The 15570-nt window shown below is 58.1% G+C and carries 13 protein-coding genes; 4 read left to right on the top strand and 9 right to left on the bottom strand.

The window, feature by feature from the left end:
- The first annotated feature begins 5 nt into the window (after window positions 1–5).
- Both tgtA and arcS read left to right on the top strand, forming a co-directional pair.
- Window positions 6–1457 (top strand): tRNA guanosine(15) transglycosylase TgtA, encoded by a 1452-nt coding sequence (gene tgtA, locus QZ650_RS04285; protein ID WP_292521583.1) that lies wholly within the window; start codon window positions 6–8, stop codon window positions 1455–1457.
- A complete protein-coding gene (gene arcS / locus QZ650_RS04290; RefSeq protein WP_292521581.1) occupies window positions 1444–3081 on the top strand; it encodes an archaeosine synthase subunit alpha in 1638 nt (545 codons plus the stop codon). The genes tgtA and arcS overlap by 14 nt, the downstream gene beginning before the upstream one ends.
- Before the next feature lie 525 nt (window positions 3082–3606).
- Here the strand turns inward: arcS and QZ650_RS04295 are convergent.
- Both QZ650_RS04295 and QZ650_RS04300 read right to left on the bottom strand, forming a co-directional pair.
- Window positions 3607–3930 carry a YbjQ family protein gene (locus QZ650_RS04295; protein ID WP_292521579.1) on the bottom strand — a complete coding sequence of 108 codons (324 nt, stop codon included), beginning with the start codon at window positions 3928–3930 and terminating at the stop codon, window positions 3607–3609.
- Between the two features lie 6 nt (window positions 3931–3936).
- Window positions 3937–4113, bottom strand: a complete 177-nt coding sequence (locus QZ650_RS04300) for a hypothetical protein (protein ID WP_292521577.1) — start codon at window positions 4111–4113, stop codon at window positions 3937–3939.
- Window positions 4114–4315: 202 nt separating this feature from the next.
- Between QZ650_RS04300 and QZ650_RS04305 the strand changes: the two genes are divergently transcribed.
- Together QZ650_RS04305 and gltA are read left to right on the top strand one after the other, a co-directional pair.
- Window positions 4316–5176, top strand: a complete 861-nt coding sequence (locus QZ650_RS04305) for a sulfide/dihydroorotate dehydrogenase-like FAD/NAD-binding protein (protein WP_292521574.1) — start codon at window positions 4316–4318, stop codon at window positions 5174–5176.
- Window positions 5169–6515, top strand: a complete 1347-nt coding sequence (gene gltA, locus QZ650_RS04310) for an NADPH-dependent glutamate synthase (RefSeq protein WP_292521571.1) — start codon at window positions 5169–5171, stop codon at window positions 6513–6515. Before QZ650_RS04305 ends, gltA begins: the two co-directional genes overlap by 8 nt.
- 166 nt (window positions 6516–6681) lie before the next feature.
- Here the strand turns inward: gltA and QZ650_RS04315 are convergent, their stop codons facing one another.
- From QZ650_RS04315 to QZ650_RS04345, 7 genes are all read right to left on the bottom strand, one after another.
- Window positions 6682–7260, bottom strand: a complete 579-nt coding sequence (locus QZ650_RS04315) for a hypothetical protein (RefSeq protein ID WP_292521569.1) — start codon at window positions 7258–7260, stop codon at window positions 6682–6684.
- A 25-nt stretch (window positions 7261–7285) separates the two neighbouring features.
- A complete protein-coding gene (locus tag QZ650_RS04320; protein ID WP_292521566.1) occupies window positions 7286–8737 on the bottom strand; it encodes a hypothetical protein in 1452 nt (483 codons plus the stop codon).
- A 786-nt stretch (window positions 8738–9523) separates the two neighbouring features.
- The gene (locus QZ650_RS04325) at window positions 9524–10360 is read right to left on the bottom strand and encodes a PGF-CTERM sorting domain-containing protein (protein ID WP_286681195.1); all 837 of its coding nucleotides are present in this window, start codon (window positions 10358–10360) and stop codon (window positions 9524–9526) included.
- 33 nt (window positions 10361–10393) lie between these two features.
- The gene (locus QZ650_RS04330; RefSeq protein WP_276833498.1) at window positions 10394–11698 is read right to left on the bottom strand and encodes a transglutaminase family protein; all 1305 of its coding nucleotides are present in this window, start codon (window positions 11696–11698) and stop codon (window positions 10394–10396) included.
- 361 nt (window positions 11699–12059) lie between these two features.
- The gene (locus QZ650_RS04335; RefSeq protein ID WP_292521559.1) at window positions 12060–13082 is read right to left on the bottom strand and encodes a cytochrome c biogenesis protein CcdA; all 1023 of its coding nucleotides are present in this window, start codon (window positions 13080–13082) and stop codon (window positions 12060–12062) included.
- Between the two features lie 304 nt (window positions 13083–13386).
- Window positions 13387–14112: a carboxypeptidase regulatory-like domain-containing protein gene (locus tag QZ650_RS04340; RefSeq protein WP_292521557.1), complete on the bottom strand. Its 726-nt coding sequence runs from the start codon at window positions 14110–14112 to the stop codon at window positions 13387–13389.
- Window positions 14113–14143: 31 nt separating this feature from the next.
- On the bottom strand, window positions 14144–15442 hold the full coding sequence (locus QZ650_RS04345; RefSeq protein WP_292521556.1) for a hypothetical protein: 1299 nt from the start codon (window positions 15440–15442) through the stop codon (window positions 14144–14146).
- Window positions 15443–15570 lie beyond the last annotated feature (128 nt).

Raw genomic sequence — 15570 nt, forward strand, 5'->3', positions numbered from 1 at the left:
CCCGAATGGCAATTACTTTTGAGGTCATACACAAAGATATCGCAGGAAGGGTCGGGAGACTCAGGGTGAACGACAAGATTGTTCGGACACCCGCGCTCCTCCCCGTCGTCAACCCCCACCTCCCCCTGGTCACCCCCCGCGAGATGCAGGAGATGGGTGTCGAGGCCCTGATCACGAACGCCTACATCTTCAGGCGGAGCACGGAGTACCACGACCGGGCGCTTGCGGAGGGGCTTCACCAGGTTCTCGACTTCGACGGCGTCATCATGACCGACTCCGGCTCGTTCCAGCTCTCCGTCTACGGGGAGGTCGAGGTGAGTAACCAGGATACGCTCGAGTTCCAGCAGGCGATAGGAAGCGAGATCGTCGTCCCCCTGGACATCCCCACCCCGCCGGACGCAGGGCACGAGAGGGCGGCACGGGAACTCGCGATCACGATGGACCGTATCCGCGAGGCACAGGAACTCTTCCCTGACGCGAACCTGGCAGGACCGGTGCAGGGCGGCATCTTCACCGATCTCCGCGAGGAGGCCGGGCGAGCCGTCCGGGACCTCGACTTCGCCTTCGCCCCGATCGGCGCCGTGGTGCCGCTGATGGAGAGTTACCGCTACAAAGACCTCGTGCAGGTCGTCCTTGCGGCCAAGCGCGGGCTCTCCCCGGCGACCGCTATCCACCTCTTCGGTGCGGGCCACCCGTCGATGTTCGCTCTTGCAGTCGCGATGGGCTGCGACCTCTTCGACTCGGCCGCATATGCCCTCTTTGCCCGGGAAGGGCGCTACATCACCCCGCACGGGAGCCTCAAGATCGATGAGCTCGCAGAACTCCCCTGCCCCTGCCGGGTCTGCCGCTCGATGACCGCCGACGAACTCCGAAAGTCCGAGGATCGGGAGCGGCTGCTTGCCCTCCACAACCTGCATGTCACTCTTGCCGAGATCGCCCGCATCCGGCAGGCGATCCAGGACGGGACTCTCTGGGAACTGGTCGACGAGCGGTGCCGGAGCCACCCGCGCCTGCTCGATGGCTACCGGGAACTCCTCGCCCACGCGGCTGAACTCGAGCGCGATGATCCCGTCTCCAAGCGCCGGTTCTTCTACCGGGGCTCAGAGACCTGCCGGCGCACAGAAGTGCTCCGGTATCAGGAGGTCATCCCCCGCATCCCGCTCGGTGAGCGGGTGCTCGTCTCGTTTGACGGGCGTGAAGTTCCCGGGTTTGACACGGTGCTGAACTTCAAACCGCCTTTCGGACCCTACCCTACGGAACTTGCGGAGACCTTCCCGGTCGGCCAGAGCGAGGTCCCGGAGTGGGACGATGATATGGTCCGGTCGGGATGCGCCGGTATCCGGGCCCTGATGGAGGCGCACCCGGAGAAGCGGTTCGCTGTCCGGTGCGATGATGCGTGGGTCAGCCTCGTCCTCGAAGAGGTCCCCGATGTGGAGGTGTACCGTGAGCAGGTATGAGGCGGGAAGACGTGACGGTCTCGCGCGGATAGGAATGTATGAAGAAGGCGGGGAGAGCGTATCCCTCCCTGCCGCTCTCGATACGGATACCCTCTTCCCGGCGCTCCGTGAGCGCCCCGCATCAAACGTCCCGCTCTCTGCAGAGGAGGCGTTTGTCCGGGACTACTTCTCACCGGGAGAGGGGCAGCCGGTGGCTGTCCACCCGCTCGCCCCGCAGGCAGCGGAGTCCGGCGACTGTGTCCTGGTTGCAAACTGGCACACAGCGCTTAAAAACCCCCGGAATTACGCGGGGTGGCTTGCAGCCTTAAAGGAGAGCCTCCCGCCGGACACCGCGTGGTATGCCCCGGCTGCGGCGCTCCCCTCGACCGCCTGCCTCCTCGTCTACTCGGGCTTTGACCTCTTCGATTACCGGGCTGTCGACCTCGCCTCCGCGCAGAAGAGGTTCTGCCTCGCCGAAGGCGAGTTCCCCGCTTCGCTCATGGAGACCGGAATCTGTGGGTGCGAAGGGTGCCGGGACGGCGATCTCGTGCGGCACAACCGTCTCGCGCTCGACCGTGAACTCGCTCTCGTACGGCACTACATCGAGGCAGGAAAACTCAGGGAACTGATGGAGTCCCGGTGCCGTGCGGACGCCGCACAGGTCGGCATCCTCCGGTTCCTCGACCGGGACTACGCGTTGATGGAGCGCTTCCTCCCTGTGGTGCGGGCAGTGCCGATGCATGCAAATACCGCCGAGTCGCAGAACCGGGCCGAGATCCGGCGGTTCGCCGACCGGGTGATCGAGCGGTTCATCCCGACCCGGACCGACGTCGCGGTCCTCCTCCCCTGCTCGGCGAGGAAGCCCTACTCGCTCTCCCGGAGCCACCGGCTCTTTACCAACACCGTGGACCGGCGGGCGCACGAACTGATCGTCACCTCGCCGCTCGGCCTCGTGCCCCGGGAACTCGAGCGGGTCTACCCGGCAGGCCACTACGACGTGCCGGTGACGGGCTACTGGGACCGCGAGGAGTGCGCATTCATCGCCGATATCCTCGCGCGCTACTTCGCCGCGCACCCCTACCGCCGGGTTATCGCCCACCTCGAGGGCGGGGCACTCACGGTTGCCGAGATGGCAGCGGAGGCCTCCGGGATCGACCTCGAGGTGACCTGCCAGGGGCACCCGACGGCACCGGGGTCTCTCCGGGCATTAAACGCCGCCCTCGAGGGCGAGCGCCGGATGCAGACCGACACCATCCGGGGCACGGTCTCCTGGCAGTTCGCGACTGATATCAATACGAAGGGACTCCAGATCCGGGGCAGGAGCATGCAGATGGCGGTCCTCCGCGGGAAGGAGCAACTCTTCAGCATCGACCCCGGGACCGGGCTCTTCCGCCCGACGTTTGCAGGATGGGGCCTGATACCGGAGGGCTACCGGGTCAGGATTGATGCGTTCGTCCCGCAGGGCGACGTCCTTGCTCCCGGGATCACGGACTGCGATCCCCGGATACGGGAGGGTGACGAGGTGCTGGTCGAAGGCCCGCTTGCGATCGCCACCGGCCGGGCGATGATGGGAGCGGACGAGATGCTCCGGTCAAAGCGCGGGGTCGCGGTGAGGGTGAGGAAGGTGAAGAAGATCGGGGAGTGAGTGAGCCCTGGGGGGTTTCGCTTCCCCCTGGGGCCCATGTTTTGTGGCGCTCAAATTTAGAATCGTCAAGGGCGTCGCTTTTCGTGTCTGTGATTTTCAAACGCCCGCCAGTCCATATGCAGGGTAAGCGACTGTTGGAACAGTCGACGAGGATAGAGCCCGGTGCAGTGGACCGTGGTGGCTATCGCCCCGCGGGGGCGGGGCTGACGGGGAGTGCGAGCGCAGCGAGCTTGAGCACCGATAGGTGCGAGGGGGGCATGCCCCCTCCCCTGTCTCCAATTCGCAAAGATCCGCACTTCTTGTCACCCCCACCCCGCCCGGCCTCCGGCCTCCTCCCCCACCCCCTGGAGGGGGTGGGGGCAGTGCGTGGCGATACTCAGTGGAAATCCGGGCGAGGGTCTACACAAATAACCCCATGGTCATTGCACCTACCGGGGACCATACGCCTTGCCGATACTGCGGCCTTAAACCCGTATTGTAAATGTAACCAAAAAAAGAAAGGCAGGACCCCCTGCCCCTAAACCCCTACTTCTTCGGGACGAGCTTCACCGCTGTCCCGTAGGCGAGGAGCTCTGCCGCCGTCGCCATCGTCTGGGATGTCGTAAAGCGGATGTTCACCACTGCGTCCGCCCCAAGGTCGCGCGCGGCGTTGACCATCCGGTTGTATGATTCTGTCCGGGCGTCGGCGAGCATGTCGGTATACTCATCGAGTTCTCCGCCGACAAGGCTCTTTAGCCCGGCCAGGACATCCTTTCCTACGTTCTTTGTCCGTACCGTGTTCCCAAAGACCACGCCGAGGATCTCCCCTACGGCGTAGCCTGGAACCTCTGCAGTCGTCGTCAGTATCATCTTCGTTCACTCTCTTATCGCTTCGATTGTCTCCTCGCGCCCCCGCCAGATGATCAGCGCAAGACCGATCACGATGAGCGGGACGCCGTATATGAGGGGGAACGGGAGCACCAAGATCGCTACGGCTGTGATCACCGCGCCGATGGCGGTCAGGGCAATCCCCCAACGTGCCGGACTCCGCATACCTATCCCTGAGACGGGTGGGGGGATAACCATTCGCATTCTTCCCCCGGATCATGACTTATCCTCCGGATCTCTGGAGGATCTCTATGGCACCGATCGCCAGCGGCCCATCCGGGATAGCTGAAGTAAAGAGGCTGGAGTCACAATATGTACGAAAAGTTCGGATGCGTCTCGATGATACGATCGACCAGCACCGTCAGGAGTGAAGCAGTTGTATAAGATAGAAGCGGCGACCAAACTCGCCGACCGGGTTTATGAATACTGGATACGCGCGCCGCAGGTGGCGCAGCACGCGCGGGCAGGCCAGTTTGTCATCCTGCGCCTGCACGAGGCGGGCGAGCGCATACCCCTCACCATCTCCGCCGTCAGGGGAGACGCCGTTCGGGTGATCTTTATGACCGTCGGCAAGACGACCGAGGAGCTTGCGACGCTCCGTGCGGGCGACAGCATCAAGGATGTCGTGGGACCGCTCGGGAAACCGAGCGAGATTGAGAACTACGGCACCTGCTGCGTCATCGGCGGCGGTGTGGGGATCGCGAGCACGCCCCTCATCGCGAGGGAACTGAAAGAAGCCGGAAATCACGTTATCGGGATCATCGGGGCGCGCAGCGCCGATCTTCTCATCCTTGAGGACGAGATGAAGGAGATCTGTGACGACCTCTACATCACGACCGACGACGGGAGCAAGGGCGTTCACGGGTTTGCGGCCGACGTCCTGAAGAAACTGCTCGGCGAGCAAAAGATCGACCGGGTCTGGATCATCGGCCCTGCCATCATGATGAAGGTTACCTCCGGCGTGACGGTGCCCTACGGTGTGAAGACTTACGTCAGCCTCAACCCGATCATGGTCGACGGGACGGGGATGTGCGGCTCCTGCCGGGTGACCGTCGCCGGGGAGACGAAGTTCGCCTGCGTCGACGGTCCCGAATTCGACGCCCACCAGGTCGATTTTGTCGAACTGATGCAACGGCAGCGGATCTACACCGGGCAGGAGAAGGTCTCGCTTGAGCGGTTTGCGGAGCACCGGTGCCGGTGCGGCGAAGGGGGCCACCACCATGAGTGACCGGCCGGCTGACATCCGGGTCAAGGACTTCAGGGAGGTCGACTGCGGCCTCTCCGCCGACGAGGCTATCGCCGAAGCGGAGCGCTGCCTCCAGTGCAAGAAACCGCTCTGCGTCAGGGGCTGCCCGGTCGGCATCGATATTCCCGCGTTTGTCCGCGAGGTTGCGGAGGGCAACTTCCCGGCAGCCGCACGGGCGCTCAAGGAACAGAACATGCTCCCCGCCATATGCGGGCGTGTCTGCCCGCAGGAGACCCAGTGCGAGGGCGTCTGCATCCTCGGCAACAAGGAGACCTCGATCCGGATCGGCGCGATCGAGCGGTTCGTGGCTGACTGGGAGCGGGGGAACGGCCCTGAGCTCCCTGAGGTGGCGAAGCCGACCGGGAAGCGTGTGGCGGTCGTGGGGTCCGGCCCGGCCGGGCTGACGGCCGCGGCCGAGCTCGCCCGTGCCGGCCACGCTGTCACGATCTTTGAGTCGCTCCACGAGGCCGGCGGTGTCCTGACCTACGGCATCCCTGCGTTCAGGCTCCCGAAGGATGTCGTCAGGGCGGAACTCGACCAGGTGCTCGCCCTCGGCGTCCGCTTAAAGAAGAACCATCTCGTGGGAAGGAGCGTCAGCGTGGACGAACTCCTCGGCTACGACGCGGTCTTCCTCGCGACCGGCGCAGGGCTTCCCGCGTTCATGGGCATCCCCGGGGAGAACTTAAACGGTGTCTACTCAGCAAACGAATTCCTCACGAGGGTGAACCTGATGCACGCCGAGGCGTTCCCTGAGTTCGACACCCCGGTCCTGCATGGGGCGCGCGTCGCGGTGATCGGCGGCGGCAACGTCGCGATGGACTCAGCCCGGGTGGCACGCCGCCTGGGTGCGAAGGTCTCGTTGATCTACCGGCGGGGTGAGGAAGAGATGCCGGCACGGAGGGCCGAGGTCGGGCACGCGAAGGAGGAGGGAATCGAGTTTTACACCTGCACGAACCCTACCCGGATCCTCGGCGAGCAGTGCTGCGTCACCGGTATCGAGTGCGTGAAGATGTCCCTCTGCGGCGTCGACGCGAGCGGCCGCCGGTCCCCGGAGCCGATCGAGGGGAGCGAGTTCATCCTCGACGTGGACATGGTCATCCAGGCGATCGGCACGAGCCCGAACCCGCTCCTCGTCTCCCTGATCCCGGGCCTCGAGCGCGGCCGGAGAGGCAACGTCGCCGTCGACAAGAACGGTCGGACGTCCATCCCCCACGTCTACGCCGGCGGGGACATCGCCACCGGCGCCGCGACGGTGATCGAGGCGATGGGCTCGGCAAAACGCGCGGCGGCGGCGATCGGCGCGATGCTGAAAGAAGAGTAAACTCATTTTTAGGGCGGGCCCGGAAGTTCTGCCCCGACAGAATCGGGTCCAGCCTATTCCCTACCTCGATGGTACGGGAAGTGCAGACCGGTCTCCTGCCTTCGGGCAGTCGCGCGGTGATTTTAACCGGCTTTTTGCAGGCACTGTGTGAAGGCAGGGGACCGGATCAGTCGTCCTCCCTGCACCGGATCGCAATCGCGAGGAGGTTAAACCCGATCAGTGGCAATCCGACTGCCCAGTAGAGAGTGATGAGCCCGCTCCAGGGATGAAGTGTAGGCGAAGGCGAGAGAACGGTATCCTTCACGACACAGGCAAAGATGATGGCGGCAAAGATTACGATGCCCGCGATCGCCCGAAGAGGGACGAACGCCTTCGCCTTCAGGCGTTCCGGGAGAAGATGGACGAAGGCCAGGGACGCCGGAGATAGCGCTGCAAGCAGGCCGATCCAGACGACCTCGATCTCGCTCACCGGGTCCGAAAGGAACGAGCTCCCATCGGGATAGATCAGGAAACTCACGACACCAAGGGCCGAGACGGTGCCCGGGAGCAGCAGGTCGAAGTACCGTGGTCTGGTCTCCTCCCGTGCCACCGGGATGAACAAGAGGAGCCCGATAAGGGAGAGCCCGCTCAATACGGACGTTACTGCAGAGAACAGAGGGGTAAGCCCGGTGAACGGGGCGACCCAGAAGAAAAAGAAGATGGTTGAAGCACACGCAAGCGATACGCTACAGAAGGGCGTTTTCATCGCATGGCCTCGAGGTTCCAGCGGTTCATCCGATATAGAGCGCAAACTCGCTGATCTCACCTTCATCTCCTTCATATGTATCCACAACTCTCAGTTGCCAATCGTGAATAGCTGCAAAACTTTCTGCTCGAACACTGAGTATCAGGTGATCTGCACTTCCACCCTGATTGTCCCAGATCTGATATTCAGCGTACTCGTCCCACGCCTCTTCCTTCCACCCAAGCCAGATATCCAGATCGGCTATGTAGGTATGGTCGATCAGGATTGTGAACAACATACTGTCGGAACAGGCAACGCCATTAATATGAGCATACGATGTCTGATAATCGGTTATCGGAACCGAACTTGACCCGGCTGTATCAGGAGATTCGGCCTTCGTCGAGTAAATGACCATTCCCATGGTCATCTTTTCCGTTTCTGATACGAGTATCCGTGTATAGTTGATGAGATTGGTATTTGTCCTCCAATTGAGATCGTAGTTCATAATCGTACAGATCGGCTCCAAATACTGATGAGACCATGCTGCAAAAGTTTTTGCATCTTCTGAGGGGTCGGTGATGATGTAGTAGGTATCAACGTCGGTTGCATCTTCAAACAAATCTCCCCAATTTGATCCCACCCATTCTTCGTAGTCCAGATGGTGTGCCTGTCCCACTACACTCGACGTGTGGAACGGGCAGCCGAGATCCTCAATATAGTGTAGTCCTTTGCCAAGATTGATGTATGCAGAGTCAGAGTCATAGTTTGCGAAGTCGCTTTTTGCTGCATCTATATAGTACTCGCAGGAGTATGGTCCTAAATTGTCACCCGGTAGCGGGAAATCCCAGATATAAACCCAGGAGTGACGATTAAGCGTTCCAGGGGGTACAATCCCAATAGGCTCCTCGCGATGAACATCAGCCCAGCCGCTGTAATTCCGGAGTGTATCAGTATGTACAGAGGAGGTATACCCCAAATTCTCCCCGGCTGTCCCTGAAAAGTGCCAATGGCCCGGAGAGCCTGCCCATTTCGGACCGATGAACTCTCCTTCCGTCGCTTCGACCATAAGGTACGATAGTTGCAGGAGAATCTCTTTCTCTTCTTCCTCAGAAAGCGATGATTCACCTTCAAAGATGCTTCGCACCGTATTTTCAAATTGTTTCCTATCATCCGGAAGACCCCGGAGGAGCTCCCTGACGAACGCCCAATCCTCTTCAGTCGGCTTTAGTTGCTTTGCTGGGATTTCTTTCCAATCTGAAGGGATCGCAATCCCGTGCAGCAATTTTTTGTCGGCCTCCACAATCGGAGAAACCGTAACAGAGTCTGGTTGTATCAATTCAAGTGACAGTTCCTGATCTAGGGTGCAGCCGTCGTTTGCGCCCGTTTTACCCGGAGAGTTTTTCACACAATTTGCACTCACAGCCGGCACCATCGTTCCGCTCACCAGCAGTGCAACGAGGAGCATGGAAAGTGCCCGCATTCCAATGGTTTCTTTCATCTGTTTGCCTCCTCTAACGTCCCCGGAGGCAAAGAGGCACAACCTTAATGTACATGGAATGCGAACCACTCTTTCGCCTTCGGGCAGCGGGGGGCTCATCCGGCCTTGGACGGATAGGGTGAGCCTCCACGGTTTTGCGAACGCTGTTTTGAGCATCCGCATAAGGGGATAGACCCGGGCCTATATAGCATTTCTCTCACAATCATCTACATGTCCTTTGGCTGTTCGTGAAAATGAGACGATCGATCCTGCGACGGGGAGCACGGACACAGGAGGATGGCTGTTCTCGCGGCGAGGAAAATCATGCGGTCTGCGTCGCGGAAGCTACGCAATGGATCAGGAGTAGAAGTTCGAGCAGCCGTCGGGCTCTGCTGTGCGGCTTCTCCGCAGGGAAAGGAGTCGAAACGCCGAAAGGGTGACGTGCGACGATTCGTGAGTGCGACGAATGGAACGTCCGGGACATCGTCATCGACAAGGACGGTCGGACGTCCATCCCCCGCGTCTACACCGGCGGGGACATCGCCACCGGCGCGGCGACAGTGATCGAGGCGATGGGTTCGGCGAAGAAGGCGGCCGCGGCGATCGACGCGATGCTCCGGGAAGAATAAATTTTTTTCGGATCGGCCCGGGGACAAGGCCGGGTCCAACCCGTTCTTCAGGTGTGCCGCCTGGAGGGGCGATGTTTCACCAAAGCGGAGTTCGAGCGGGATGCCCCCTCATGCCCGGATGGGCAGGCGCGCATGCCGGACAGGAGCGTTTGCAAAGGGCGTATCCGCCGCCCCGACCCTATCTCCGCTTCCGGTACAGGACGAAACTCATCCCTACGCCAAAAGCCGCGAGGATCGTTCCGAACCCCGGCGTCGTCGTCCGGAGCGACTGCCCGGGCGCCAGGTCCGAGGGGATCTGCACGACGTCCGTCTCCCGACCGGCCCGAACGGTGATCTCCCAGACTATCCGGTCGCTGTCGTAGACTTTCAGCACGACGTTCTCGACGCAGGCGCCCGGAGACTGCCCGGAGAGGACCTGCGCCTCCGCTTCGGCTCTCCCGACCGTGAGGTTCTCTTCCGAGATGTAGGTGGTGGAGACGATCTCTCCTCCCGAGAGGTCGACGATGTACTCCGTGAACACGCCGGTATCGTTGATGAAGTAGACCTGCGCCCGAGAAGGTTTGGACGTGATCTCCTCATAGCGGTTGGGGGATTGATTCTCGACGTACGACCGCACCCCGCCGTCGTTGCTGAGCGCCGGGTACTTCGCAAAAATCTTCGGGAAGGTGAGTTCCGCGGCCAGGGGCAGCGCCTCATCGCAGCCGATAATCCAGATTTGCCCGATGGACTGTTCGCCGCCGTGTTCATCGGCTCTAATCTTGTTTAAATAGACGAGCTGTTCTTCGCAGGCGTTCGCCGGCACGATGTACACGTACTCATGCGTGTGGTTGTACGTGCTCTCATGCCACCAGATCTCCCCATGTTCAGCGATGAATGCGGTGATCGTCTCGTTGGTCTTCGCGTTCGGGTGAACCCCAAACAGAATTCCCGTCTGGTTTCCCTGCCCAGGGAGAGGCGTCACGACCGCATCTGCGGGTATGCTGCAGACAAGCACCGCAAGGATGAGACCGAGCATCAGAAGGACAACGCTTTTCGACATAAAAAAGGGTTAGTTATACCTCGGAACCTCTCCGAGGAGAATCTGCGTTCTGAAATCTTCGTACCTGAGAATGCCATCGCCGGTTGGGTCGTTCGGGTCCTGCGTGTAATAGGAGTCATCGGCGTCACCGTAGATGGTGATGTTGATGTGGTTGTTTCCCGCTGCCCTGTAAACCTGGGGATTGTCAAATACATCCCATGTTGGATCCGAGTGGATCCAGGCATTTCCATTCCATGATTCTGCAATAGCATGCCCTGTTATATTACCGGAAGGCAGTTCCATGGTGAACGATAGGAATCGCGTCGGGATGCCCAGTGCGCGGGTGAAGGCGGTATACAGGGTCCCATACTCATCGCAGACCCCTTGATATTTTCCGTTTATGGGAGACGGATGGTCTAGGGTATACAGATCAGAAAATATATACTCAACGTACATTGTTTCGTTATTATATTCCATCATATCATGAACCCGTTGCATTATTTCGTAGGCAGACTGATACGGCTCTGTCGTACCATCAGCTGCCTGCGCTGCTTCGAGTAACACCCTATATCCCTCACTGAATGGGAAATGATATAGATCACTTGTCTCGAGGTTTTCTCCGCCGTCAGGATCGAAGAGATGCGCCGCATCGTTGTTATACTTTTCTATGGCATCGATCGGCATTCTTGCCATCCACGACGTAAGGCCGGTCGGATCAACTCTGATCTCGACTGCCATCGGTTTTATTCCGATGGAACTGTGCTGTGGGAGAACCTCGAATGGAACCGTCACAGTGAGGTCCGCTCCCGCTGCAAGATCCGAGAAGGGTACACCACACCCATACCCATCCTTAAGCGACCAGAGGATGACCATCCCGCTCGCTGCAGAAGAAGCATAGTTATGAATCGTGATCTCGTGGTAGACAAATGTGTCCTGTGTCCAGTACCAGGAGATAGTTCCCTGGGTCATCCTCACGTCCGGCATTAAATCCCTGGTGCCGAGGTCACTGCTCTCGGTTTGCAGCGTCAATGATACTTTACCGGGAGAGGTTGGAACTATGTCTGCATCGATTACCGGGAATTCTGATTCTCTCTTCGGATCTAGAATGATTACTCCGGGGTGCTGCCGTGCGATCTCCTCAGTGATCGGAACCCTCTGCGGGGTTTCAATGACCGGAGTATACTTCGACATATCCCTTGGCTCAACCCACTGGTCGAACGTATCGAGCCAGCCCCTTGATTCATTCTCTGCACTCACCGCCGGCACCATCGTTCCGCTCACCAGCAATGCAGCGAGAAGCATGGAAAGTGCCCGCGGTCCAATTGTTTCTTTCATCTGTTTGCCTCCTCTAACGTCCCCGGAGGCAAAGAGGCACAGTTCTTAAGTACAGGGAGTGCAAATCTATCTCTTGCCTTCGGGCAGTGGGGGGGCTCATCCGGTCTTGGACGGATAGGGTGAGCCTCCACGGTTTTGCGAACGCTGTTTTGAGCATCCGCACAAGGAGATAGGCATCAAGCCATTTATGTTTTCTGTCCTTTTTCTTTACACGTCCATCGGCTGTTTGCGAAAATGAGGCATTCGGTCTCATCCTGAAGGATGCAGGTGCAGGAGAACGAATATTCTCGCGGCAAGGAAGGTCGTGCAAGGTACGCCAGTCGATCCGGGCGGACGGGCATCACCGGATCCGGCGCTCCATCTATCCCCAGAAGAGCATCCAGACCCCGAATCCTATCAACAGGATCCCGCTTCCCGCTCGAATAACATCCCTGTACTCCCGTATCCTGCTTGACGAGGCATATCCCCCGAGGACTCCGACGCCGAAAAACGGCGTGAGCACCCCGGCTCCGAAGACCAGCAGGAGCGATAGATCCTGCACAGTGCCGCCGATCAGGATTTTGTTCAACAGAATGAGGAGCATCGGTGCGGCACACGGAGCCTTGACGATCGAGAACACCATGCCCAGAACGAACAACCCGGCAAGGGTGGTCGCGTGCTTCTGTATGGATGACTTAACGTAGTCGTCGGTGGAGATCGGGAGCCGTATCAACCCGAGCAGGTTCACCCCGGCGAGTATCGTGATCAGTCCCGCCGCGACGGTGAGGTACGGACCGAAGCCGCCGAGGGACATCCCCGCCAGCAGGAAGCAGCATCCCATGACGATATACGCAGCGACCAGCCCCAGGCCGAATATCAACGAGTTCAGGAGACTGCTCCTCAGCCCGTTGCCCGACCCGGTGACGTAGGCCAGTATGAATCCAAGGATTGCCATCAGGCAGGGCGAGAACCCGGAAAAAAGACCCAGGGAGTATGCAAGCGGAATGTCCCAGTTTATCGGCGGCGAGTTCTCCTGCAGCTCAGCGCCGGCAAGAGACCGCTCGATCGCCGCCCTGAGGTTCTCTTCGGTGATCTCCTCTTTGGGAATTGTGACGGTGCCGTCCACGACCACGGCCGGGATTTCGAGAAATTCGTATGCGTTCCATCGCTCCCACCCGTCTGGTGTATTGACGTCAATTTCTTCCACGTTCAAGGTGGAACCATAGGCCCCCTTCAGGTCGGCAATAATCGGATAGGTTAATTCGCACTCAGAACAGCGAGATGTATGAAAATATTCTACGTGAATAACAGATGCACCGGCGAGGGGGATTAACCCGATGAGGACCATCGCAACCGCGACGGCAACTATGTTATTCGTTAACCGGTGAATCATGAAATCAGCCATTTGTTCGTGAATTCCCACCGGGGAAATACACTCGAATCAGTATCTTCATGCCCGACGTATGCATCCGATTCCTTCAGAGAAGGTTCAATCGCAATGAAAATCACCCTTTAGGTGGTCATGGGAATTTTTTGGGGCGAAATAATGAATTGCCTGCTTGTCTGTTTTCGTACGTTTTCGCTGTGCTCATCGACAAACCAAGAGGTATAATCCGTCGATTACTATGTCTTGGTTCTCGTCCATGGCAGGAAATGAAGATAATCGACGATGCTTCCGTACCTTACACAGGAAAAAGGCACATGCGATTTCACGTTTTCTTGCCCCGGAGGACCAGCAATGCTCCTAATACCCCAATGATACCAGTATGAAGACCGAATCCCGGAACTTCCTGGCCTGACGGTTCCAATTCCAGGTCAAGTTCGTTCGTCAGATTTCCAAAGACAATCTTGCGCTGGAGGGGCTGGTAGCCCTCTTTCTGAACGATGATGGTCTGATCGTACCCGATCGCGTTTTCGATCAGATACCTGCCATCTCTTCCGGTTGTGTTTGTCACCGAGAAGATTTCATCATCCAGCGCAAATCTCATCTCAAATCTCACAGATGCATTGGGAATCGGGTTGCCTTCAGGGTCTGTCACCCTGCCCGAAACGGTGATCGCCGGCGGCGGAGGGATTCCAGTGTGCCTGGTCACGTTCAGAGTTTTTTCCGCTCGGTTTCCGAGGTTATCGGTCGCTATGACCGTGATTCTGTTCTTCCCCGTAGAGACCGGCACGGAGCATGCGAACTTCGTCTCGTTCCCGCATGAAACCTCCCCTACCCCGCTTTGAACAACCACGCTCCGTATGCCGGAAGGGGCATCGGCCTCGCCGATAACCACAACGTGAGGCGGAACGACATCGATCCAAACTTCATCACCGTCATTCGGGGAGATGATTGTAAGATTTATCGGTTCCCCGATGGAAGCCGTATTTTCAGATGGAAGGCCCGAGCAGACTGCAGGATACGCGATAATCGCTAGTATGGCAACAATCAAAGATATGCGCATTACCAATCCCGTCCAAAAATTAGGCTGAGGGGCCCCACGGCGTGCCGTCGAGCGGGTCGAGAATTCCATCATTGTCATAATCGCCCCAACCGATGAACCGCCTGCTGGATGTGCTTATCGTCGATGTTTTGTAAGGATCCCTCATAACACTGTTGGTTGACGAAGGGCACGAAACATGATTTGTATTTGTATACATATCGTGCATCGGGCTGACAGCAAGAATACTGGACTGTCCGCAGGAACTTGCTCCAGCATATTCGTCAAGGGCACCGTAGAGGTGCAATGATTCGTGTTCATAACTGCCAGGCTGCGAAGCGAATCTTCCGGATGATGATCTACCCCAGTATGAAATCGCAGTTTTATCTGCATAACCTTGGTCAGGACCCACCGCATAACCGCCCATGTCGTCATGTGTTAGGTAGAGAAGTATGACGGTATCTGCTCCGGACCAACTTTTTGCCGATCTCGCCATGTCATCTGTTGTTCTTCCATCGCCATTGCTGTCAGAGTAGCCAAGATTTCTTGCTGCTTCTTCCATCCATCCATTTACACCCCAGGCATGGATGTTATCGCCAGTATTTGCTCCAGAAACGGTTACAGTATAATAACCGCCATCGTTGACAGCGTTGGCACCCGAAGGCGCTTGTTGGCGAATTGCATTTGTTCCGGAATATGCATCACTCAATGCATCATCTCGATCCGCCACGGTCCATGCTCCATCGCTGCTTTGGGTTTGGAAGTTAGTGATTAAATACAAATAGTACATTTTTCCATGTGCATAGGGTGCTGACTGAGTGCCGGGAGGAATATAGTCCTGAATCCGGTTATCTGGCGCAAAGGTCCCGCCATGATAATTTTGATGATCTTTCACAAGCTGCTCTCTGTGTGATCGGATAAATCGATCCGTCTCATCGGCATCAAACCCTAAAACGAGCCCTAGATCTTTCCCAAATTTGTCCAGGTCTGATATGTAATAGTAACGATGATCTACATCATAATACCTGATCAACACCTGCTTTTCAAGAATTTGTGAGTATTCCTTGATCTCCTCTTCAGATATACCCCAATTCAACTTTTCATTCCAATAACTCAGATAGACTACCGTATTATCGATGATCACTCCATCATCATGTTCCATGAGATGCAATGATTCCGCATCCGGCGGTACAAGCTGCTCCGGTACAGGCACATCAATGCCAATGATGTTTGTGTTTTCACTTTTTCCTTCGCTCGCACTCACTGCCGGCACAACACCCGCGCTCACCAGCAGTACGGCGAGGAGCGCGGAGAGTGCTCGCATTCCAATGGTTCCATTCATTTGTTTTTCCTCCTGTAATGTTCCCGGAGGCAGAAGAGGCACACCCTTAAGTACATGGAATGCGAACCACTCTTTCGCCTTCGGGCAGTAGGGGGTTCACCCGGCCTTGCACGGATGGGGTGAGCCTC

This window comes from Methanoculleus sp. (assembly GCF_020696975.1).
Classification (GTDB): Archaea; Halobacteriota; Methanomicrobia; order Methanomicrobiales; family Methanoculleaceae; genus Methanoculleus.

Coding starts and splice junctions, on each gene's coding strand:
- QZ650_RS04345 (WP_292521556.1), bottom strand. CDS start 15,442: ATGAATGGAACCATTGGAATGCGAGCACTCTCCGCGCTCCTCGCCGTA.
- QZ650_RS04325 (WP_286681195.1), bottom strand. CDS start 10,360: ATGCTCGGTCTCATCCTTGCGGTGCTTGTCTGCAGCATACCCGCAGAT.
- tgtA (WP_292521583.1), top strand. CDS start 6: ATGGCAATTACTTTTGAGGTCATACACAAAGATATCGCAGGAAGGGTC.
- QZ650_RS04300 (WP_292521577.1), bottom strand. CDS start 4,113: ATGCGGAGTCCGGCACGTTGGGGGATTGCCCTGACCGCCATCGGCGCG.
- QZ650_RS04335 (WP_292521559.1), bottom strand. CDS start 13,082: ATGGCTGATTTCATGATTCACCGGTTAACGAATAACATAGTTGCCGTC.
- QZ650_RS04330 (WP_276833498.1), bottom strand. CDS start 11,698: ATGAAAGAAACAATTGGACCGCGGGCACTTTCCATGCTTCTCGCTGCA.
- QZ650_RS04320 (WP_292521566.1), bottom strand. CDS start 8,737: ATGAAAGAAACCATTGGAATGCGGGCACTTTCCATGCTCCTCGTTGCA.
- QZ650_RS04315 (WP_292521569.1), bottom strand. CDS start 7,260: ATGAAAACGCCCTTCTGTAGCGTATCGCTTGCGTGTGCTTCAACCATC.
- gltA (WP_292521571.1), top strand. CDS start 5,169: ATGAGTGACCGGCCGGCTGACATCCGGGTCAAGGACTTCAGGGAGGTC.
- QZ650_RS04295 (WP_292521579.1), bottom strand. CDS start 3,930: ATGATACTGACGACGACTGCAGAGGTTCCAGGCTACGCCGTAGGGGAG.